We start from the raw sequence: 22,892 nt of genomic DNA, 5'->3' as shown, positions 1-22,892 counted from the left end.
GGGTAGAGATGTTTGTTGGTAAAGTAAAAGGAAGCCTTTGGGCGACTAGAAAAGACGAAAATTTAAATGGTTTGAAATTTTTAGTGGTCGAACGGCAGCTAAATGAACATCAAAGTGACCCAGCTCTGCTTATTGTGGCCGACTGCATCGGTGCAGGCGAAGGAGACCAAGTAATGGTAACCACTGGCAGTTCTGCCCGTATGAGCCTAAATAAGACGAATATCCCTGTGGATATGGTCGTTGTGGCTATCATTGACAAGGTTGACTATCACAGTGATGAAGAATATTAGAAACTAAGGTAATGTTATGAGTATCAATGAAATTATCATTTATATCATGGTTCTATTCATGCTGATCGGTGCAGTGGATAAATGTATCGGTGGCAAACTAGGACTAAGTGAAAAATTTGAAGAAGGTATCATGGCTATGGGAGCTTTGGCTCTGTCTATGGCTGGGATTATGGTAATCGCTCCCCTCTTGGCGGATGTCTTGAAACCGATTGTCGTGCCTTTGTATGGCTTGGTGGGCGCTGACCCGTCTATCTTTGCGACAACCTTCATTGCCAATGATATGGGAGGAGCTCCTCTGGCTCTCAGTCTGGCTCAGGATCCAGCAGTAGGAAATTTTGCTGCCTTTGTACTGGGCTCTATGATGGGGCCAACCATCGTCTTTACGATTCCAGTTGCCTTGGGTATTATCGAAAAAGATGACCGTCCGCTTTTGGCTCGTGGAATCCTATACGGTTTGGTGACTGTTCCGATTGGCTGTCTCCTCGGAGGAATTTTCGTGCCAGGTCTGCCTTTTGGAACCTTGGTTGTCAATCTTATCCCGATTATCATTGTATCTGCTCTGATTTTCATAGGATTGCTTTTGGCACCTAATGCCATGATTAAAGGTTTTGAAGTGTTTGGTCAGATTATTGTTATCTTGGCAACGCTTGGTTTGGCCTTTGGTGCAGCGCAGCTTCTGACTGGAAATGAATGGCTCATTAGCATCTATCCAAAAGGTGCTGAGACACTGAAAGAAGCCTTTGAAGTTGTCGGAACGATTGCTGTAACCTTGGCTGGAGCCTTTGGTCTGGTAGCTGTCTTTACCAAGGTAGCCAACAAACCACTTTCTGCTATCGGAAAATCCCTAGGGATGAACGAAGTTGGTGCAGCTGGTTTGGTAGCTTCTCTGGCTAATAACATTGCCATGTTCCAGATGATGAAGGATATGGACAAACGCGGTAAGATTATCAACGTAGCCTTTGCTGTATCTGCTTCCTTTGTTATCGGAGATCACCTAGGCTTCACAGCCGGTCAAAAACCGGAAATGATTGTGCCGATGATGATTGGTAAATTTGTCGGCGGTATCACAGCGGTATTACTGGCTTTCTTCTTAACGAAAAAGGAAGCTTAGACTTGGAGGTATGAAGTATGGCAGATATTAATCGTTCTGACCTAGAAACATTGGTTCGTAAGATTTTATTGGAAGAATTAGCCACTAAAGATGGCGGGAAGAAAGTCAGTAAGGCAGGAGTGGCTTCTATCGCCCTGCCAGGTCTAGATGTTCGTCCAGAAGATCGCTTGGATACAGGTGATGCGAGTCATCAAGTTTATACACGAGACTTGCTGACTTTAGACGAAAGCCCACGATTGGGCTTGGGTCTGATGACCATGGAAAAGACAACTTTCCCTTGGCATCTGGACTATGATGAAGTGGATTATGTCATTGAAGGGCGTCTTGATATTATCGTTGGTGACGAAGTCATGACAGCTGGTCCTGGCGAAGTACTCTTTATCCCTAAAGGCAGCGACATTCAATTCTCTGTTAGAGATAAGGCCCGCTTTATCTATGTGACCTATCCGGCTGACTGGCAAGGCTAGTTTGTTGGAAGATTGAACTATCAGATTTACTAGAATGGCAGGACAGCGGCCTGCTGTCCTGCCATTCTGTAATGATGGAAAATAAAAAAACAGATAGAAGATGAGCAACCCTGCGAAAAGTTTATCATCTGTTATCTGTCTCTGCGATTGTTATTTCTGAAGGGAAAGGCCTGTCAAGTATATTTCTTGTAGGCTTAGCTTGGCATTCCTAAAAAGTTGGTTAGGCTCTTTTTGAGAATGCAGAATTTTTTCCTTTATAAAAAACAACCATATTCATTCTAACAGAAAACCTTAGAATAATCTATTCTTTTGACCCCAAAAAAGTAAAAAAATGGAATCAGAAAGAGGCGTATAGTTATGGTGCTCCTCTTATCTGATTTCCTTACCCCCTAAAATTGTAAGCGCTTCAAAATATATGTCAGCGAAAGGAGCTGTCTTATGGAAAACAAATGCAATATTACAGAATTTGTCGGTGTTAATCCGATAGGCGATACAATTGGACTTGTCATTGCCAATGTGGACCAGCAGGTGCTGGATGCTATGAAGCTAGAAAAGAGCTATCGCTCAATTGGTGTAGTCGGTGCTCGTACTGGTGCAGGTCCTCATATCATGGCCGCAGATGAAGCAGTCAAAGCAACCAATACAGAAATTGTTAAAATCGAACTGCCTCGTGATACTAAGGGCGGTGCTGGACATGGAAGCTTGATTATCTTCGGTGGTGAAGATGTATCAGATGTCAGACGAGCTGTGGAAGTAACCTTGAAGGAAGTGGATCGAACCTTTGGCGATGTTTATGCTAATGATGCAGGGCACATTGAACTCCAATATACTGCGCGTGCTAGCTATGCTTGTCAGACTGCCTTTGGTGCTGAATATGGCCGTGCTTTTGGATTGATTGTCGGAGCACCTGCAGCCATTGGTGTTGTTATGGCGGATACAGCTGTTAAGGCTGCCAACGTTACTGTTGTCGGCTATGCTTCTCCAGGAAATGGTGGTACCAGCCACTCAAACGAAGCCATCCTCTTTATCAGTGGGGATTCTGGAGCAGTTAGACAATCAGTTATCTCAGCGCGTGAAGTTGGACTGGCACTTTTAGGCAGTATGGGTGACGAGCCAACCAACTCACAGCCATCTTACATTTAAGAGTGAGAGGGAGGAAACGGTATGAGATCCAAACGTTTTGAAGTATTAAGCGAACGCCCTATCAACCAAGATGGATTTGTAAAAGAATGGGTTGAAGAAGGTTTAGTGGCTATGGAAAGCCCCAATGACCCTAAACCCAGCATCAAAATTCAAAATGGGAAAGTAGTTGAGTTAGACGGCAAACCAAAAGAAGAATTTGACCTGATTGACCAGTTCATTGCCAACTACGGGATTGACTTGAGCTGCGCTGAAGAAGTTATTCAGATGGACTCACGAGAGATTGCCAATAAAATATTGACACCGAATGTGCCTCGGACAGAAATCATCAAGCTAACCAAGGCCATGACTCCGGCTAAAATCATTGAAGTAGTCAATCAGATGAATGTCGTGGAAATCATGATGTGTCTGCAAAAGATGCGGACCCGTAAGCAAACAGCTACGCAAGCCCACGTCACTAACGTCAATGATAATCCAGTTCAGATTGCTGCAGATGCAGCTGAAGGAGCTCTGCGTGGTTTTGCAGAGCAGGAAACAACGGTTGCCGTAGTGCGTTACGCTCCTTTTAATGCCCTGTCTCTGATGATTGGCTCCCAAGTGGGCCGTCCTGGGGTACTGACTCAGTGCTCCTTGGAAGAAGCGACAGAACTAGAATTTGGTATGCGTGGCTTTACGGCCTATGCTGAGACCATCTCTGTTTATGGTACAGAAGATGTCTTCACCGATGGAGATGATACACCTTGGTCTAAAGCATTTCTGGCTTCAGCCTATGCTTCTCGGGGACTCAAGATGCGCTTCACTTCTGGTACAGGGTCTGAAGTACAGATGGGACAAGCCGAAGGCAAGTCCATGCTCTATCTAGAAGCTCGCTGTCTTTATGTCACGAAAGCGGCTGGTGTTCAAGGAACGCAGAATGGTTCAGTTAGCTGTATAGGTATTCCAGCAGCTGTTCCGAGTGGTATTCGGGCGGTCGTTGCTGAAAACTTGATTGCCAGCATGCTTGACTTGGAATGTGCTTCATCAAATGACCAAACCTTTACTCACTCAGACTTACGTCGCTCTGTTCGGACTTTGATGCAGTTTGCGCCAGGTACAGACTTTATCAACTCTGGCTACTCTGCTACGCCAAACTATGACAATATGTTTGCCGGCTCTAACTGGGATGCGGAAGACTTTGACGACTACAATGTCCTGCAACGTGACCTACGGGTAGACGGTGGTCTTCGTCCTGTACGAGAAGAGGAAGTTGTGAAGGTTCGGAACAAGGCAGCACGCGTTATGCAAGCTCTTTTCAAAGGCTTGGGCCTGCCGCCGATTACCGACGAAGAAGTCGAAGCAGCGACCTATGCTCATGGCTCTAAAGATATGCCAGAGCGGGATAAGGTTGAAGACATCAAGGCTGCTCAAGGTATTCTGGAACGCGGAGTTCAAGGGGCTGATTTGATCAAAGCCTTGGCTAATAATGGCTTCCCAGAAGTTGCCAATGAGCTGCTCAATTTGTTCAAGCAACGTGTAGCAGGGGATTTCCTGCAAACATCTGCTATCTTTGATCAGGATTGGAATGTTATTTCAGCGGTGAATTCACCGAATGACTATGTTGGTGTCGGTACAGGCCATCGTCTGGTCGGCGAAGAATGGGAAAAAGTCAAAGACATTCCTAAAGCGATTGACCCGCGTGATGTATAGGAGGAGCTAAGATGACAGAGATAAATGAAACTTTACTGCGCTCCATTATTGCAGAAGTGATGAAAGAGATGAGCGTCAATACCAACGAAACAGTTGCTGAAACAAGCGAAAAGCCTGTTACAAAGCCTGTGTCCAATGAAAAAGCTGTCATCCGTACAGTTGGTGTGGCTAAGCCTAGCCAGTCAACGGATGAAGTCGTTATTGCAGTTGGACCTGCCTTTGGGGAACAGCAGGTGAAGACGATGGTGGACATTCCTCATACGGAAGTACTGCGTCAGCTGGTGGCTGGTATCGAAGAAGAAGGGCTCAAGGCTCGCATTGTCAAGGTCTATCGTTCTTCTGACGTTGCCTTTGTAGCAGTAGAAGGAGACCACCTGTCTGGTTCTGGCATTTCTATCGGTGTTCAGTCTAAGGGAACAACGGTTATTCACCAACGTGATTTGCCACCGCTCAGTAATCTGGAACTCTTCCCGCAGGCACCTTTGTTAACTCCTGAAACCTATCGTTTGATTGGTAAAAATGCTGCTAAGTATGCCAAGGGTGAAACACCAAATCCGGTGCCAACCCTTAACGACCAAATGGCTCGTCCTAAGTATCAGGCTTACTCAGCCTTGCTGCATATCAAGGAAACGAAACTGGTTAAAAGAGGAAAACCAGCTGATGAATGTCAGGTGATTTGATGCATATGATGTCTACAAGGAGAAATCAGAATGAGTGAATCAGTAGAAACATTAGTAAAACAAATATTAGCCGAGCTAAGCGACAGCGGCTCAACTAATCAAGGAGCAGCCAATCGTCCTGTCAGTTCTGATGAAGCGACAGCGGCTGATTATCCTATTTCTAAAAAACACCCAGACTGGATAAAGGTTGGTCAGGATAAGAAATTCGAAGATATTACACTGGAAAATATCTTGTCTGGCTATGTAACTGCAGAGGATTTGCGGATTAAGCCAGAGATTTTGATTAAGCAAGGCGAAATTGCTAAGAATGCCGGCCGCGAAGCAATCCAGTATAACTTTTCTCGGGCTGCGGAACTGACCAAGGTTCCGGATGCGCGTGTGCTGGAAATCTACAATGCCCTGCGTCCTTACCGGTCTTCCAAGCAGGAATTATTGGACATTGCCAATGAATTGGAAAACCAATATGGAGCTGTTATCTGTGCAGGCTTTGTCAGAGAAGCCGCTGAAAATTATGAGCGCCGCAAGAAGTTGAAAGGTGACAACTAATCCGGTTTTACCAAGGCTATTTTGGGTTGAAAAAAGATTATAGCCACTTCTTTTATAAATGCTGCTCAAAATAGCCTAATCTTGGTGGAGGTGAAAATGTGAAACGAATCATTGGAGTAGACATAGGAAATTCTTCGACCGAGTCTGCCTTAGCTGAAGTGCAAGATGATGGAAGCATTCACTTTCTTGCCTCAGCCATTGCGGATACAACAGGTATCAAGGGGACCAAGGAAAATGTCCACGGGATTTATCAATCTCTGAGAAAATTGATGGAGCAAACACCGCTTGAGTTGGGACAAGTTGATTTGATTCGGATCAATGAAGCGACGCCTGTTATCGGCGATGTTGCCATGGAAACCATCACAGAGACGGTCATTACTGAGTCTACCATGATAGGTCATAATCCCCGTACTCCTGGCGGTCTGGGATTGGGGATTGGACTGACAGTGGATATTCTCGACTTGGTTCATCATCCGATTGATGGGAAATACATCGTGGTAGTGCCGAAGATTATTGATTTTGACTTGGTTGCCCAGCTGATCAATGCCTATCTAGCCAAGGGCTATCAGATTACCGCTGCCATTTTGCAGGCGGATGATGGGGTTCTGGTCAACAACCGCATTAGCCAGAAGATTCCAATCGTGGATGAGATTCTCTTTATCGACAAGGTTCCTTTGGGCATGCAAGCTGCTGTTGAAGTGGTAGAGCAAGGAAAGGTGATTTCCCAATTATCCAATCCCTATGGCATTGCGACGGTCTTCGGCTTGAGCGCAGAAGAGACGAAAAGCATCGTTCCCATTGCCCGTGCCCTCATTGGCAACCGCTCGGCTGTCGTAATTAAGACACCAGCAGGTGACGTTCAGGCTCGGACGATTCCAGCAGGCAGTATCCAAATTATCGGCAAGGAGCATACCTTAAAGGTGGATATTTCCAAGGGCGCCGATGAGATTATGGAAAAAATCGTCTACGCCGGCGAGATTAGCAATGTTGTCGGAGAAGCAGGGACCAATGTTGGTGGCATGCTGGAGAAAGTGCGCCAAACTATGGCTAACCTGACCGAGAAAGAGCCTTCTGATATTTATATCCGTGACTTACTGGCCGTCAATACATTTGCTCCGATTTCTGTGCGCGGTGGTGTGGCTGGAGAATTTTCTATGGAGCAGGCTGTCGGCATTGCCTCTATGGTAAATTCTGACAAGCTGCAAATGTCCATCATTGCCCAAGAAGTCGAACGAGAGCTGGGTATTACCGTAGAAATCGGTGGAGCAGAAGCTGAATCAGCTATCCTCGGGGCTCTGACTACACCAGGGACGGATCGCCCCTTGGCTATTTTGGACTTAGGAGCAGGCTCGACAGATGCTTCCATTATCGATAGCAGGGGTCAAATCTTGGCTGTCCATCTAGCCGGTGCCGGTGATATGGTAACCATGCTGATCAATTCGGAGTTGGGACTGGAAAATCATCATCTGGCAGAGGACATCAAACGATATCCTTTGGCTAAGGTAGAAAGTCTTTTCCATATCCGGCATGAAGACGGCACTGTTCAATTTTTTGACAAGCCGCTGTCTGGAGATTTGTTTGCCAGAGTCGTCATCGTCAAGGAAAATGATGAATTTGTTCCTATTGATGACGGAGACTACTCTATCGAAAAAATCAAACTCGTTCGACAGTCTGCCAAGGAAAGAGTCTTTGTTACCAATGCAGTTCGGGCTCTCAAGCGTGTCAGTCCTACTCAGAATATTCGAGACATTCCTTTCGTTGTCATCGTGGGTGGCTCAGCTTTGGACTTTGAAATACCTCAGCTAGTGACTGAAGCCCTCTCTCAGCATGCCATTGTAGCTGGTCGAGGTAATGTGCGTGGCTTGGTAGGGCCTCGAAATGCAGTAGCGACCGGACTGATTTTGACCTATGTCAGAGAGAAATGGGGGGCCGACTATGGAATTAGCTTATACTAGAAAGCCCACCATTAGGCTGATAGCTACGGACAATGCTCCTGCGGATAAGGTGGCACAAATCGGCTACGGTATCGAAGAGGAAGGTATCCCATTTAGTCTAATCAGCCCAGATGAACTTAGCGATCCTGTATCACTAGCGCATGTGGCTGCCAATCAATCCCAGCTGTTAGTAGGGATTGCCTGTGACGGACGAGATGCAGTCCTCCATTATCGTAACTTGCCGCTTGAAAAATTTATCTATCGCATCAAAGATTATTCCGCTATACCAGACCACGTTTTGCGCCTATTTGGCTCAAATGCAGCGCGTTTGGTCAAGGGAGTCCCGTTTAAAAAATCTGACCTGTTAGAAGCATCTTTTTGACTTGTTCCGATCAATTCAAAAAGATGTCCGTATCAACTACTGAAAAGAGGTGAAATGGATGGCTAGAGATAGAGAGAAAGACGAGCTCAGCAGTCCAGAACTATCAAGCTGGGAAGGAAACTCAGAATTGCAGGACAGCATTATCCAAAAAGTTCTTGCCAGATGCCAAACCTTACTGGATAAAGAGCCTGTTCTTTTCACAAATATCTATCAGGATGCCTGGGAATTGGTAACAAGGGCCAGACGCAAGGCTGAAGAGCTGGGACTAGCTGTTGTGATAACGGTGGTTGATCCAGCAGCACAAGTCGTGATGACCTATCGTATGGAAAATGCCTTGTTAGTGAGTAACGATATGGCTTATAAGAAAGCTTACACAGCTGTTGGCATGAGGATGCAGTCCAAGGATTTAGCACCTTTAACTCAGCCTGGCCAGTGGCTCTACCAGCTGGAAACGATGACTGACAATAAGGTTGTTAGTTTAGCTGGTGGCATTCCTATTTATTGCCAGTCAGAGATGATTGGCGGTATCGGCGTCAGCGGAGGAAGTTCTGAAGAAGACCAGTCCATTGCTGAGTATGCTGTAGGACTGTAGAGAAGCAATCTAGCAAATTAAATAATATCAGAGGAGAGAATACCGCTTGCAATCCATGCTTTGGAGCTAGGGATTTTCTCCTATTTCACGAGCATATTTCTCTTATACTTTCTTAGACTCTATATTGCGCTGTAGAAGCAATATAGAGGAGAGAGTATAAAGTATTTCGAAATGAAGGAGTATGGAGTATGGAAAAATATCTAGGTGAATTTTTAGGCACCATGGTTCTGATGGTTTTTGGGAATGGAATCGGAGCGTCTATCAGTCTTAATAAGAGTCTCGCAAAAGGTTTCTCTCCCAACTGGTTTACCGTTGTATTTGGCTGGGGCTTGGCAGTGACCTTGGGTGTCTATACGGCAGGATTTTATAATACTGGCGGTCACCTTAACCCAGCTGTCACTATTGCCTTTGCGGTGGGTGGCATCTTCCCTTGGGAACAAGTGGTGGGCTATATCATCGCTCAGATTCTAGGGGCTTTTGTCGGAGCGGCTATTGTAGTGCTCTTCTATTATCCCCATTTCAAAGAAACCAAGGCAGAAGAAGGCAACTCAGTTGGCGTATTTGCTACTGGACCAGCCATCCAGAATCCAGCATTTAATTTGCTCAGCGAGATCGTTGCGACTTTCTTCTTCATCTTTGCACTTTTGATGATAACGCACGGCGAAATCACGCCTGGACTCACTCCACTCTTAGTTGGCTTCCTCATTATGGCGGTCGGCTTGTCTTTGGGTTCGACGACAGGTTTTGCCCTCAACCCAGCTCGGGACTTCGGTCCGCGCCTTGCTTATGCCCTCTTGCCAGTTCCGAATAAAGGAGATGCAAACTGGGCTTATGCTTGGGTGCCAATTGTAGGACCGACTATCGGCGCTGTCTTGGCTGTCTTGGCAGTCAATGTTATGTAATATATAAAATAGTAAATAAGCTAGCCGACCAGTTGAAGCTAGCTTATTTATCTAACAAGTAGCAATGGAAAATTTCAGTTTTCAAAAAACGTTATTTGAAAAAATCACTGTTTTCATTGCTCAGGAGAAAAATATGTCTAAAAAAATTTTTGCGATTAATGCGGGCAGTTCGTCATTGAAATTTCAACTGCTCAGTATGCCCGACGAAAGCCTTTTGGTGAAAGGGATTTTTGAAAAGATTGGCTTAAAGGAAGGTATTTTTAAAATTGAATTTGAAGGTCAAAAAGAAAAGGAACTGTTGGTTATTCCTTCGCATCAATTTGCCGTGGATTACTTGCTGAACTTTCTTTTGGAGCGGAAGCTGATTGCTTCTCTGGACGAGATAGATGGAGTCGGTCATCGCGTAGCTCATGGCGGAGAATCCTTTGATGATTCTGCTTTGATAGATGAGCAAGTGCTATCCATCATTGAGAAGCTGTCTTTCTTGGCTCCTAGTCATAACCCTGTCAACTTGGTAGGGATTCGAGCTTTCCAAAAGGCTTTGCCGGAGACAGGACAAGTGGCTGTGTTTGATACAGCTTTTCATCAAAGCCTTTCAGAAGCTTATTATCTTTATCCTCTTTCCTGGGATTACTATCATAAATACGGTTTGAGAAAGTATGGTTTCCATGGAACGAGTCACAAGTATATTGCTCAAAAGGTACAGGAGATTTGGGAAGGGCAAGGAGAAGCTGCGGAGCATTTGAAGATTATCAATTGCCATTTGGGCAATGGTGCTAGTATCTGCGCCATTAAAAATGGTCAGTCTGTCAATACTTCGATGGGATTCACCCCCTTGGCTGGCCTGATGATGGGCTCCCGCTCAGGTGATATTGACCCTATGATTCTCCCTTTCCTGCTAGAACAGGAAAAATTATCAGCTCAGCAATTAAGTGATGTCCTCAATAAAGAATCCGGTCTGCTAGCGATCTCCCAGCTTAGCAATGATTTAAGAGATGTTTTGGAGGCTTGTGACAGAGGCGATGAAAAAGCTAGTCTAGCAGTTAATATGTTTGTCAACCGTATCGCTCAGACTATTGCAAGCTACATCACAGATTTAGATGGTCTGGATGCCTTGGTCTTTACCGCTGGAATCGGGGAGAATTCAGCCTTGATCCGTAGCTTGGTCGTTCAAAAGCTCAATTGCTTAGGACTTTCTTTAAATCAGGCAGCTAACGAGCAAGGTCAGCTCTTTATTCAAAATTCTCAGTCGCAGGCTAAAATTCTCATTCTTCCAACCAACGAAGAATTGATGATTGCCCAAGACACCATGCGCTTGCTGGAATTTAAGTAGCCAGAAGAGCGGTAGAGTGTCCAAGGAGTGATAGACACTATCGGAAAAAGGTCTCTTTATCAAAAAAACACTTGTTTATCCTTGTGCTGTTTGGACTCGAAAAGACAGAGTAAAACCTCTGCCTTTTCTTTTTTTATCCTCTAATCTCCTGCTATCTCCCAGTTCTGTAAGCACAGTCTGATGGAGCTTTTTTGCTTTTTTCATTCTTGAAAGATATAGGAAAACATGCTATAATGAAAAGAACATTCTAAAAATCAGAAAGATTATTATATAGTAAGGAAAAAAATGGCGAATATTTTAAAGACTATCATTGAAAATGATAAAGGTGAATTAAGAAAATTAGAAAAAATGGCTGACAAGGTCTTGGCTTATGAAGACGAGATGGCTGCCTTGTCTGATGAAGAACTTCAGGCAAAAACAGAAGAATTCAAGAAACGCTATGCTGATGGTGAAACTCTAGATCAGCTCTTATTTGAAGCTTTTGCGGTTGTCCGTGAAGGAGCTAAGCGAGTGTTGGGCCTTTTCCCTTATAAGGTTCAGGTTATGGGAGGGATTGTTCTCCATCATGGTGACGTTCCAGAGATGCGTACCGGTGAAGGAAAAACCTTGACAGCGACGATGCCAGTTTACCTAAATGCCCTTGCAGGAAAAGGTGTGCACGTTGTCACAGTCAATGAATACCTGACTGAGCGTGACGCGACCGAAATGGGTGAACTCTATTCTTGGCTGGGCCTTTCTGTTGGTATCAATCTGGCAGCTAAGTCTCCATCTGAGAAAAAAGAAGCATACGCTTGTGATATTACCTATTCAACCAATGCTGAGATTGGCTTTGACTACCTGCGTGATAACATGGTAGTTCGAGCTGAAAACATGGTACAGCGCCCACTCAATTATGCCTTGGTCGATGAGGTGGACTCAATCCTGATTGACGAAGCTCGGACACCGCTGATTGTTTCAGGACCGGTTTCTTCAGATACCAACCAGCTTTATCATATGGCTGACCACTATGTCAAATCTCTGGATAAGGACGACTACATCATCGATGTTCAGTCTAAGACGATTGGTCTGTCTGATTCAGGGATTGACAAGGCAGAAAGCTACTTCAAGCTGGACAATCTCTATGATATTGAAAATGTTGCCCTGACTCACTTTATCGACAATGCCCTGCGAGCTAACTACATCATGCTCCTTGACATTGACTATGTGGTCAGTGAAGATCATGAAATTCTGATTGTCGATCAGTTTACCGGTCGGACAATGGAAGGACGTCGTTACTCTGACGGTCTCCACCAAGCGATTGAAGCTAAAGAAGGTGTGCCGATTCAGGAAGAAACAAAGACTTCTGCTTCCATTACTTATCAGAACCTCTTCCGTATGTATAAGAAGCTGTCCGGTATGACAGGTACAGCTAAGACGGAGGAAGAAGAGTTCCGCGAAACATATAACATTCGTGTTATTCCGATTCCAACCAACCGTCCGGTAGCGCGTATTGACCATTCTGACCTGCTTTACCCAAGTATTGATTCTAAGTTTAAGGCAGTTGTTCAGGATGTTAAAGAGCGTCATGAAAAAGGCCAGCCAGTTCTGGTCGGTACCGTTGCGGTTGAAACCAGTGATTATATTTCTAAGAAATTGGTAGAAGCTGGGGTTCCTCACGAAGTCCTCAATGCGAAAAACCACTATAAAGAAGCACAAATTATCATGAACGCCGGCCAACGTGGTGCGGTTACTATTGCGACCAATATGGCCGGACGGGGAACCGACATCAAGTTGGGTGAAGGTGTTCGCGAACTGGGGGGACTCTGCGTTATCGGTACAGAGCGCCATGAAAGCCGCCGGATTGATAATCAGCTGCGTGGACGTTCAGGTCGTCAGGGTGATCCAGGTGAGTCACAGTTCTATCTATCACTGGAAGATGAGCTGATGCGCCGCTTTGGTTCAGAGCGCATTAAAGCCCTCTTGGATCGAATGAACCTTAGTGACGAAGATTCTGTTATCAAGTCTGGCATGCTGACCCGTCAGGTAGAGGCAGCTCAGAAGCGTGTCGAAGGAAATAACTACGATACACGGAAACAAGTCTTGCAGTATGATGACGTAATGCGTGAGCAGCGGGAAATTATCTATGCTGAGCGCCACGATGTCATTACTGCTGACCGTGACCTCAGTCCTGAAATCCATGCTATGATTAAACGGACGATCAACCGTATCGTTGATGGTAGCAGCCACTCTGATCAGGATGATAAGATTGAAGCGATTTTAAACTTTGCTAAGTATAACTTGGTTTCAGAAGATTCCATTTCTGACAGTGATTTGGAAGGCAAGTCTGATCAAGAAATCAAAGATTATCTGTTTGAACGTGCATTGGAAGTCTATGACAGTCAGATTGCTAAGCTGCGAGATGAAGAAGCTGTGCGTGAATTCCAGAAGGTCTTGATTCTGCGCGTGGTGGACAGCAAGTGGACTGACCATATCGACGCCCTTGACCAGCTGCGCAATGCTGTTGGACTGCGCGGTTATGCACAAAATAACCCAGTTGTCGAATATCAAGCAGAAAGCTTCCGTATGTTCAACGACATGATTGGCTCTATTGAATTCGATGTAACTCGTCTGATGATGAAAGCGCAGATTCATGAGCAAGAGCGCCCTCGGACAGAGCGGGCTATCAATACCACAGCTACCCGCAATATCTCTGCCAAGGCGCCAAATATGCCTGAGAATGTAAACCTGTCTAATGTAAAGAGAAATGACCCTTGTCCATGTGGTTCTGGCAAGAAGTTCAAGAACTGTCACGGCCGCAAAAAGTAAAACATAAAAGAAGGAGAATAGATGACCTTTAAAGCAACTAGTCAACCCATTGATGTGGCAGAAGTTCGCCAACTTGCTAAGCTAGAAGGCGACATGTTAGCTCGCAAGGAAAAGCGTGACCGAGAGTTGGAAGCAATTCTGCGTGGCCAAGATGACCGCATTCTCTTGGTTATCGGTCCCTGCTCTTCAGATAATGAAGAAGCGGTGTTGGAGTATGCCAAGCGTCTATCTGCTCTCCAAGAAGAAGTAAAAGACCGCATTTTCATGGTCATGCGGGTTTATACTGCTAAGCCTCGGACGAACGGAGATGGCTACAAAGGGCTTATTCATCAGCCTAATGCGACAGCCGCTCCTAGTCTGATTAACGGCATTAAGGCAGTCCGCAATCTGCACTATCGGGTTATTTCTGAAACGGGCATGACCACAGCTGATGAGATGCTCTATCCAGAAAATCTGCCTCTGGTAGATGATTTGATTTCTTACATGGCTGTGGGAGCTCGCTCGGTCGAAGACCAGCAGCACCGCTTTGTGGCTAGTGGAGCAGATCTGCCGACTGGTTTGAAAAATCCGACTTCTGGTAATCTCAATGTCATGTTTAACGGTATCTATGCAGCTCAGAACAAGCAGAGTTTTCTATTCGCTGGTAAGGAAGTCGAAACGTCTGGCAACCCTTTGGCGCATGCCATCTTGCGCGGTGCTCTGAATGAATACGGCAAGAATATTCCCAATTACTATTATGATAACCTGCTGGATACCATTGCTCAGTATGAAAAAATGGGCTTAGAAAATCCCTTTATCATCATTGACACCAATCATGATAACTCTGGTAAGCAGTATCTGGAGCAGGTTCGTATCGTTCGCCAGACTCTGATTAACCGAGACTGGAATGAAAAGATTAAGGCTACCGTACGGGGCTTTATGATTGAGTCTTACCTGGAAGACGGCCGTCAGGACGAGCCAGAAGTCTTTGGTAAGTCCATTACTGACCCTTGTCTGGGCTGGGCTAATACAGAACAGCTGGTTCGTGAAATTTATGATACATTAGGAAAATAGTATGGCATTTATCGAAAAAGGTCAGAAGATTGACATTGAGCAGATTAAGTCCAGAACCAGACTGACTGGTCAGGCCTTGACTCATAAAAACAAGCGAGACCAAGAACTAGCTGAGATTCTCAGTGGGGAAGACGAGCGTATTCTCTTGGTGATTGGTCCTTGCTCATCAGACAATGAAGAGGCTGTGCTGGAGTATGCCCGCCGCTTGTCAGAGCTGCAGAAGAAGGTCGCAGATAAGATTTTTATCGTCATGCGCGTCTATACTGCTAAGCCGCGGACCAATGGGGATGGCTATAAGGGCTTGGTTCACCAGCCGGATACTTCTAAAGCACCTAGCCTTATCAATGGTTTGCAGGCTGTTCGTCAGCTGCACTACCGTGTCATTACAGAGACTGGTCTGACGACGGCTGATGAGATGCTCTATCCGTCCAATCTTGTGCTGGTAGACGACTTGGTCAGCTATCATGCTGTGGGAGCTCGCTCAGTTGAAGACCAGGAGCATCGCTTTGTAGCGTCTGGGATTGACGCTCCGGTCGGCATGAAAAATCCAACTTCTGGCAATCTGGGGGTTATGTTTAATGCTGTCTATGCAGCACAAAATAAGCAGACTTTCCTTTTTCATGGTCAGGAAGTAGAAACCTCTGGGAATCCTTTGGCTCATGTTATTCTGCGTGGGGCTACCAATGAATACGGTAAAAATATCCCAAATTTCTACTATGAGAATATGCTGGATGCCATTTCCTACTATGAAAAGATGGGCTTGGAGAATCCTTTCATCGTCATCGATACCAATCACGATAACTCTGGCAAGCAGTATCTGGAACAGATTAGGATTGTACGTCAGACCTTGCTGAATCGGGATTGGAACGAAAAGATTAAGAGAGCGGTTCGTGGTTTTATGATTGAGTCTTATCTGGAGGACGGTCGGCAAAATGAGCCGGAAGTCTTTGGTAAATCTATCACAGACCCTTGCCTGGGTTGGGATAATACAGTTCAGCTCATTGAAGAAATTTACAACACTTTAGATAAATAAGGAAAATTGAAAGGGACAGTCTTGACCTGTAAAGAGGACTAACTGTCGGGTGAAGACGAACTCAGCTGGCGGCCCAGCTGAGTTTTGTCACCTTTCCAGAGAATGATATGATAAAAGGACACGGAATTGACATAGAAGAGCTGGCTGCCATTGAGCGAGCCTATCTGAAAAATGCCCGCTTTGCAAAGAAGGTGCTGACCGAGGCGGAGCTTTCTCGTTTTGAGGAGTTATCCGGTAAGCGGAAAATCGAATTTCTAGCTGGCCGTTGGGCTGCCAAGGAGGCTTTTTCTAAAGCTTGGGGAACTGGCATCGGTAAGCTCAGGTTTCAGGACTTAGAGATTTTAAATGACCGTCAGGGAGCGCCTTATTTCAGCCGGTCACCTTTTACTGGCAAGGTTTGGATTTCGCTCAGCCATGCTGTTGGCCTAGTTACAGCCAGCGTTATTTTGGAGGAAAATGATGAAAGCTAGTCTGCATAGACCTAGCAAGGCAGTGATTGATTTAGCTGCCATTGCTTTTAATATTAGACAACTGAGTGCCCATCTGCCTCAGACGACTGAGAAGTGGGCTGTCGTTAAAGCCAATGCTTATGGTCATGGAGCTATTGAGGTTTCTAGGCATATTGAGCCCCTTGTAGATGGATTTTGTGTGTCTAATATCGATGAAGCCTTGGAGCTGCGCTCAGCTGGTATCGGCAAAAAAATTCTGGTGCTAGGAGTATCAGATCTGTCTGCGCTTCCGCTGGCTAGAAAGGGAAAGGTCTCTCTGACTGTAGCCAGTCTGGAGTGGTTGGATTTAGCTTTAGCTGCGGAAAAAGACTTAACAGGATTGAATTTTCATATCAAGATTGACTCTGGTATGAGGCGGATTGGTTTTCGAGATAGTCAGGAAGCTCAGGAGGCAGTCCATCGCTTGCAGGCTGCTGGGGCTGTCGCAGAGGGAATTTTTACCCACTTTGCAACGGCAGATGAAGTGGATCACTATAAGTTTGAAGCCCAGCTGGCTCGTTTCCATCAGATCTTATCTGAGCTGGACAGTGTTCCTCCTCTCGTTCACGCTAGTAATTCTGCCACCTCTCTCTGGCACAGTGAGACTGTTCTAAATGCCGTCCGGCTGGGGGATATCATTTATGGCCTCAACCCTAGCGGAACTGTTTTAAAACTTCCTTACGAATTCAAGCCGGCTCTGTCTCTGGTCTCAGAATTGGTACATATCAAGGAAGTAGAGGCTGGAGCAGATGTTGGCTATGGAGCCACCTACACCAGCGAGTCTCAAGAGTGGATTGGCACCATTCCTTTGGGTTATGCGGATGGCTGGACACGCGATATGCAGGGCTTTGATGTCTTGATTGATGGTCAGCGCTGCCCTATTGTTGGCCGCGTTTCCATGGACCAAATTACAGTGCGCCTGCCTCAGGCTTATCCCCTTGGCACGCCGGTTGTGTTGATTGGAAATAGCGGAGCGGAGACCATTACGGCGACAGACGTGGCAGAAAAGCGCGGCACCATTAACTATGAGGTGGTTTGCTTGATTAGCGACCGTGTACTGAGGGTCTATAAAGACTAAGAACATTAATGCAGGGAACCGCTTGAAGTACTTGATAATGTTCTAGCTTGGTCCCGCCTGTCTGTGATTTTAGCTCCGCAGCATTATCAGAACTGAAAGAGGAATTATGAATTTACACCAACCTTTGACGGTTCTGCCTGGTGTGGGACCGAAATCAGCAGAAAAATTTACCAAGCTGGGTCTAGAGACCTTGCAGGATTTACTGCTTTATTTTCCTTTTCGTTATGAGGATTTTAAGAGTAAGAATGTCCTAGACCTGGAGGATGGAGAAAAGGCGGTTGTTTCTGGTCAGGTAGTGACTCCGGCTAATGTCCAGTATTATGGCTACAAACGCAACCGCCTGCGCTTTACTATCAAGCAGGGAGAAGTCGCTCTGGCAGTTAACTTCTTTAACCAGCCTTATCTGGCAGATAAGATTGAAGTGGGAGCTAATATAGCCGTCTTTGGCAAGTGGGACAAAGCCAAGGCCAGTCTGACTGGCATGAAACTGCTGGCTCAGGTAGAGGACGACTTGCAGCCTGTCTATCGGCTGGCTCAGGGAATTAGTCAGGCCAGTTTGGTCAAACTGATTAAGACTGCCTTTGACCAAGGATTGGATTTGCTCTTAGAGGAAAATCTGCCCCAGCCCCTGCTGGAACGCTACCAGCTAGTGAGCAGAGTGGAGGCTGTGCGGGCTATGCATTTTCCAAAGGACTTGGCGGACTACAAGCAAGCTCTTCGGCGGGTTAAATTTGAAGAACTCTTTTATTTCCAAATGCAGCTGCAGGTCTTAAAGAGAGAAACCAAGGCTGTCAGCAATGGATTAAAAATTGATTGGCAGTCGGATGCTGTAGCCGAGAAAAAGCAGAGCTTACCTTTTGAGCTGACTTCGGCTCAGGAGCGCAGTCTGACAGAGATTTTGCAGGATTTGCGGTCGCCTGGACACATGAATCGTCTGCTGCAGGGGGATGTGGGAAGTGGAAAGACTGTTGTCGCTGGTTTGGCTATGTATGCTGTTTATACAGCTGGCTTTCAGTCAGCTCTGATGGTTCCAACAGAAATTTTGGCTGAGCAGCATTTTGACAGTCTAGCTCAGCTTTTTCCAGAATTGAAGCTTGCCCTGCTAACTGGTGGGATGAAAGCAGCTGAGCGCCGGGAAACCTTGGCAGCGATTGAAAACGGTCAGGTGGACATGATTGTCGGAACTCATGCCTTGATTCAGGAAGCAGTCCGTTACCATGCATTGGGCTTGGTCATTATTGACGAGCAGCATCGCTTTGGGGTGGAGCAGCGCCGGATTTTACGGGAAAAGGGAGACAATCCTGATGTCCTCATGATGACGGCGACACCAATTCCCAGAACCCTTGCTATTACAGCTTTTGGTGATATGGATGTGTCCATTATTGACCAGATGCCGGCAGGACGCAAGCCTATCATCACTCGCTGGGTCAAGCATGAGCAGCTGGAAGTCGTCCTCGACTGGCTGAAAAAAGAGCTCCACAAGGGCGCTCAGGTCTACTTTATTTCTCCCTTGATTGAGGAATCTGAGGCGCTGGATCTTAAGAATGCCATTGCCCTAGAAGAAGAACTGACAGCCTATTTTGGTCGGCAGACCCAAGTGGCTCTGCTTCATGGCAAGATGAAGAACGAGGAAAAAGAGGCGATTATGCAGGACTTCAAGGAAGGACGGACTGATATTCTGGTCTCTACCACGGTCATTGAGGTCGGAGTCAACGTCCCCAATGCTACGGTGATGGTCATTATGGATGCGGACCGCTTCGGGCTCAGCCAGCTTCATCAGCTGAGAGGCCGTGTCGGCCGAGGGAACAAGCAGTCTTATGCCGTCCTTGTTGCCAATCCTAAGACGGAGTCGGGCAAGCGCCGCATGAAAATCATGACTGAGACGACCGATGGTTTCCTGCTGGCTGAGGAGGATCTGAAAATGCGAGGCTCTGGAGAAATCTTTGGCACTCGGCAGTCTGGTATTCCTGAGTTTCAAGTGGCAGACATCGTGGAAGATTATCCGATTTTAGAAGAAGCCAGAAAGGTTGCCAGCCAGATTACAGCTGATCCGAACTGGCGGACAGATCCTAATTGGCACTTGATCGCTCTTCATTTGGACAAGCGAGATTACCTAGATTAAAGGTTCTTTGAATTAAGTTTCCTGCAAGTTATTTATAAGTGGGCTTTAAGTTTGAGGGATTATACTATTGTCAAATCAAAGAAAGAGGTAGGACCAATGACAATGTAAACATCCCTTAAAGTCCTGTAACCAAAGCTTGAAGACTAGAAGACTTGCGAGGTATGAGCCACTCAAAGAATAAGAATAATTTAGAATTTTTTCATCATAAATCTCCTAACAAATCACAAGCTTCACCCAATTGGTGAAGTTTTTTTGTATTTAATTGAAAAGACTTGTTCGTTTCAAATAGTAGATAGGGATTGCTGTCGGACTTCTTTGACTATAAGCTTTCACTAAGAAATCTATAAGAGATTCTTAAGTTTAGGGCTGTATCCTTATATCCAAGTAAGAACAAAAAGATTAAGTACCAAACTTGAGGTCAAACGCTCCAAGAGTTTCGTTTTTGCTCTTAAAGAATGAATGATAAGCGAGGTAAAAGCTATGAAAGTTACAATCAAAGTCCACTATCCGAAGACATTTAAGCAAGCTAAGAAAATGGAGGTGACCTATGGTAAGTGATTATATTTTTGAAATTTTAGAGTCTCTGTTTGAGGTTATCTTCTAAGGCCAGTGATTCAATGAAGTTTTCCCAATGTTAGAATATGAAAGAGTCAAAAAAGTGCTAAGCAACCTTAGCACTTTTTGATTTAAAGAAAGTAAATAGGGACTTTTTCTCTCAGCCTTCCATATAATCTCGGAGTTCTTGGTCTTTGAGTCCAGCATTCAGGGCGATGAGCAGTTTGATTCTGGCTTTTTGAGCATTGAGCTCTTTGACGAAGAAGATACCAGCCTGGTGCAGCTGGACGCCGCCTCCTTCATAAGCATAGACTGGCTCAGCAATTCCGTTAAAACAGCGAGAGACCAGAGCGATTGGCAGTCCGGCTGCTATCATATCAGCCAGTTTGTCAGCTACTTCCTTGGGGAGGTTGCCAGCACCGAACGCCTCTATGATGAGGCCGTCTATCTTGTCTAAATCCAGCATGTCCAGAAGCTCTGTCTTCATACCCGCATAAGCTGGAATGATGGGCACCAGACCAGAGATGCTGTTTAAGTCAAAGCGGACCCGAGGCTCCGCTGTCTTAAAATAGAGAATTTCCTGCTTCATAATCAAGCCGAGCGGTCCGTGAGTCGGTGTCTGGAAGGTGCTGACATTGGTCGTGTGGGTCTTGGTTACATACTTTGCAGCATGTGCCTCGTCATTCATAACGACAAGTACACCTTTATCACAGGCTTTTTCATCACTTGCAACCCGCAGGGCTGTCAGGTAGTTATAGACTCCGTCGCTCCCCAGCTCATTGGAACTGCGCATAGCTCCGGTCAGAACGATTGGAATCTTCGGCAACTGCATAGTATCCAGAAAGTAAGCCGTCTCTTCTAAAGTGTCCGTCCCATGAGTAATGACTACTCCGTCAAATTGGTCAGCACTGGCTTTGATTTTTTGATAAAGCTTGAGCATGTGCTGGGGCGTGATATGAGGACTGGGAATATTAAAAAAGTCAATGACTTCCGTCTCTATTCCCTCAAGCGGAACGGTCACATGGTTCATAGGGTTATCAGCATTGGTGACGACAGCACCAGAGCCGTCAGCCTGCATGGAAATGGTTCCTCCTGTATGCAGGACCAATATTTTCTTCGTCATAAATCCTTTTTCTCCTTGTAGTTATGATGCAGATTCGAAAACTTACATTCTGTTTTCATAGAGTTTTCAATTCTGTTGCATAGATATTACTCCAGCTTTTCTTTTCTGCAATTCATGTGATTGTGTGTCGTTTTTGTGTTATAATTTATTGTATCATAAAAGGAAAGAATGAGAAAATCAATGGAAGTAAAGGCCGTCTTTTTCGATATCGATGGGACACTGGTCAATGACAGTCGAACGGTTTTGAAATCTACAGAAAAGGCTATTCAGAGTTTAAAGGAACAAGGAATATTAGTCGGTTTGGCAACCGGCCGAGGTCCTTTCTTTGTCAAACCTTTTATGGAGCAATTGGACTTAGATTTTGCTGTGACCTATAATGGCCAGTACATTTTTTCAAGAGACAGAGTGATTTCTGCGAGTCCCATTGACAAGCAGAGTTTGCGGGATTTAATCGCCTATGCTAAGAAGCATCGGAAAGAGATTTCCTTGGGAACGGCTGAGGCTATGCTGGGCTCCAAGATTATGTCCTTCGGCATGAGTCCTTTCTCCCAGTGGACTAGCCGCTTCATCCCTAAGAGAATGGCGAGAACAGTCAGTCATGGATTTAATAAGGTCATCAGCAAGGCCTTGCCCCAGCATGAAAAGGATCTCCTTCAGTTGATACAGGAGCCGATTTACCAAGCATTGATTTTGGCCAGCCCAGAAGAAAGCCGCAAGATTGAAGCAGACTTCCCTGATTTGAAATTTACCCGCAGCAGCCCCTATGCGGTCGATATTATCAATAAAGACACGTCTAAGCTAGAGGGGATTCGCCGAGTCGGTAAGGAATACGGTTTTGACATTCATCAGGTCATGGCCTTCGGTGATTCTGACAATGACTTGGAAATGCTATCGGGAGTTGGCCTGTCCATTGCTATGGGAAATGGAACCAACTCGGTCAAGGAAGTGGCCAAGCATACAACCACCAGCAATAGTCAGGATGGGATTCACAAGGCTCTGGAGCATTTTGGTATCCTAGCGAGGGAAAAGGTCTTTACCAGCAGCGACCATCACTTTAATAAGGTTAAAGAGTTCCATAGTGTCATGGATGAAAGCACTCAGGAAGAGCCGATTGCTTGGTCGCCTCAGGACGCTCGCTATCGGGCAGGCTTCAAACTGGAAGAGCTGGTCGAATTTCTGCGAGCAGCTAGTAATTCAGAGGAAGACTTTAACAGTTCTGTAGCCTATCTCCATCAAGCGCTTGACAAGGCTGCTGACAAGGTTCGTTCCAAGAGTCAGGCTGAGGTTTCTCTAGTCGGTCAGGTAGATGCCTTGATTGATACTCTTTACTTCACTTATGGCAGCTTTGTCCTGATGGGAGTGGATCCAGAGCAGCTGTTCGATATTGTCCATCGGGCTAATATGGGCAAAATTTTCCCAGACGGGAAGGCTCACTTTGACCCCGTCACCCATAAAATTCTCAAACCAGACGATTGGGAAGAAAAATACGCTCCCGAAGGAGCTATTAAAGAAGAACTGGAACGACAGATTCAGGCCTACCAGCGTACCATAGAGCAGAAAGAAGAAAACTAG

The 22,892-nt window shown here is 45.7% G+C and carries 20 protein-coding genes; 19 read left to right on the top strand and 1 reads right to left on the bottom strand.

Annotated elements, in window-relative coordinates:
• Window positions 1-8 precede the first annotated feature (8 nt).
• The 18 genes from DQM55_RS09015 (at window position 9) to recG (ending at window position 19,642) form a co-directional block, all read left to right on the top strand.
• Window positions 9-290: a EutN/CcmL family microcompartment protein gene (locus DQM55_RS09015; RefSeq protein WP_002896356.1), complete on the top strand. Its 282-nt coding sequence runs from the start codon at window positions 9-11 to the stop codon at window positions 288-290.
• A 16-nt stretch (window positions 291-306) separates the two neighbouring features.
• The gene (locus DQM55_RS09010; protein WP_002910474.1) at window positions 307-1,401 is read left to right on the top strand and encodes an ethanolamine utilization protein EutH; all 1,095 of its coding nucleotides are present in this window, start codon (window positions 307-309) and stop codon (window positions 1,399-1,401) included.
• Between the two features lie 17 nt (window positions 1,402-1,418).
• On the top strand, window positions 1,419-1,868 hold the full coding sequence (locus DQM55_RS09005) for a cupin domain-containing protein (RefSeq protein WP_002896350.1): 450 nt from the start codon (window positions 1,419-1,421) through the stop codon (window positions 1,866-1,868).
• A 411-nt stretch (window positions 1,869-2,279) separates the two neighbouring features.
• Window positions 2,280-3,011, top strand: coding sequence for a propanediol utilization microcompartment protein PduB (gene pduB / locus DQM55_RS09000; RefSeq protein WP_260425614.1), 732 nt, complete (start codon window positions 2,280-2,282; stop codon window positions 3,009-3,011).
• Window positions 3,012-3,032: 21 nt separating this feature from the next.
• Window positions 3,033-4,694 (top strand): propanediol/glycerol family dehydratase large subunit, encoded by a 1,662-nt coding sequence (locus DQM55_RS08995; RefSeq protein WP_111676313.1) that lies wholly within the window; start codon window positions 3,033-3,035, stop codon window positions 4,692-4,694.
• An 11-nt stretch (window positions 4,695-4,705) separates the two neighbouring features.
• On the top strand, window positions 4,706-5,374 hold the full coding sequence (locus tag DQM55_RS08990) for a propanediol/glycerol family dehydratase medium subunit (protein WP_111676311.1): 669 nt from the start codon (window positions 4,706-4,708) through the stop codon (window positions 5,372-5,374).
• 30 nt (window positions 5,375-5,404) lie between these two features.
• Complete coding sequence (locus DQM55_RS08985; protein ID WP_002903911.1) at window positions 5,405-5,920, top strand: diol dehydratase small subunit; 516 nt, start codon at window positions 5,405-5,407, stop codon at window positions 5,918-5,920.
• 98 nt (window positions 5,921-6,018) lie between these two features.
• A complete protein-coding gene (locus tag DQM55_RS08980) occupies window positions 6,019-7,875 on the top strand; it encodes a diol dehydratase reactivase subunit alpha (RefSeq protein ID WP_111676309.1) in 1,857 nt (618 codons plus the stop codon).
• Entirely contained in the window at window positions 7,856-8,236 is a 381-nt protein-coding gene (locus tag DQM55_RS08975; protein ID WP_002898186.1) for a glycerol dehydratase reactivase beta/small subunit family protein, read from the top strand. Before DQM55_RS08980 ends, DQM55_RS08975 begins: the two co-directional genes overlap by 20 nt.
• A 58-nt stretch (window positions 8,237-8,294) precedes the next feature.
• Entirely contained in the window at window positions 8,295-8,828 is a 534-nt protein-coding gene (locus tag DQM55_RS08970) for a GlcG/HbpS family heme-binding protein (RefSeq protein ID WP_111676307.1), read from the top strand.
• Between the two features lie 188 nt (window positions 8,829-9,016).
• Window positions 9,017-9,730, top strand: coding sequence for an MIP/aquaporin family protein (locus DQM55_RS08965; protein ID WP_002896339.1), 714 nt, complete (start codon window positions 9,017-9,019; stop codon window positions 9,728-9,730).
• Window positions 9,731-9,863: 133 nt separating this feature from the next.
• Entirely contained in the window at window positions 9,864-11,063 is a 1,200-nt protein-coding gene (locus DQM55_RS08960; RefSeq protein WP_111676305.1) for an acetate/propionate family kinase, read from the top strand.
• A gap of 285 nt (window positions 11,064-11,348) precedes the next feature.
• Window positions 11,349-13,868 carry a preprotein translocase subunit SecA gene (gene secA / locus DQM55_RS08950; RefSeq protein ID WP_111676303.1) on the top strand — a complete coding sequence of 840 codons (2,520 nt, stop codon included), beginning with the start codon at window positions 11,349-11,351 and terminating at the stop codon, window positions 13,866-13,868.
• Between the two features lie 21 nt (window positions 13,869-13,889).
• On the top strand, window positions 13,890-14,921 hold the full coding sequence (locus DQM55_RS08945; RefSeq protein WP_002901054.1) for a 3-deoxy-7-phosphoheptulonate synthase: 1,032 nt from the start codon (window positions 13,890-13,892) through the stop codon (window positions 14,919-14,921).
• Window position 14,922: 1 nt separating this feature from the next.
• Window positions 14,923-15,954 carry a 3-deoxy-7-phosphoheptulonate synthase gene (locus tag DQM55_RS08940; protein WP_002913858.1) on the top strand — a complete coding sequence of 344 codons (1,032 nt, stop codon included), beginning with the start codon at window positions 14,923-14,925 and terminating at the stop codon, window positions 15,952-15,954.
• A 107-nt stretch (window positions 15,955-16,061) separates the two neighbouring features.
• On the top strand, window positions 16,062-16,424 hold the full coding sequence (gene acpS, locus DQM55_RS08935) for a holo-ACP synthase (RefSeq protein WP_061589257.1): 363 nt from the start codon (window positions 16,062-16,064) through the stop codon (window positions 16,422-16,424).
• Window positions 16,414-17,520, top strand: a complete 1,107-nt coding sequence (gene alr, locus DQM55_RS08930) for an alanine racemase (protein WP_331813035.1) — start codon at window positions 16,414-16,416, stop codon at window positions 17,518-17,520. The genes acpS and alr overlap by 11 nt, the downstream gene beginning before the upstream one ends.
• 106 nt (window positions 17,521-17,626) lie before the next feature.
• Complete coding sequence (gene recG / locus DQM55_RS08925; protein WP_061589255.1) at window positions 17,627-19,642, top strand: ATP-dependent DNA helicase RecG; 2,016 nt, start codon at window positions 17,627-17,629, stop codon at window positions 19,640-19,642.
• A 715-nt stretch (window positions 19,643-20,357) separates the two neighbouring features.
• On the opposite strand, the gene DQM55_RS08920 is transcribed toward recG, so the two are convergent.
• Window positions 20,358-21,320, bottom strand: coding sequence for an asparaginase (locus tag DQM55_RS08920; RefSeq protein WP_111676299.1), 963 nt, complete (start codon window positions 21,318-21,320; stop codon window positions 20,358-20,360).
• Between the two features lie 180 nt (window positions 21,321-21,500).
• Here DQM55_RS08920 and DQM55_RS08915 point away from each other — a divergent pair, with 180 nt between their 5' ends.
• The gene (locus DQM55_RS08915) at window positions 21,501-22,892 is read left to right on the top strand and encodes a Cof-type HAD-IIB family hydrolase (protein ID WP_111676298.1); all 1,392 of its coding nucleotides are present in this window, start codon (window positions 21,501-21,503) and stop codon (window positions 22,890-22,892) included.

The sequence above is a fragment of the Streptococcus sanguinis genome (genome assembly GCF_900475275.1).
Classification (GTDB): domain Bacteria; phylum Bacillota; class Bacilli; order Lactobacillales; family Streptococcaceae; genus Streptococcus; species Streptococcus sanguinis_N.
Note: the sequence above shows the minus strand (reverse complement) of the source record. Positions and strands in the feature narration are given on the sequence as shown.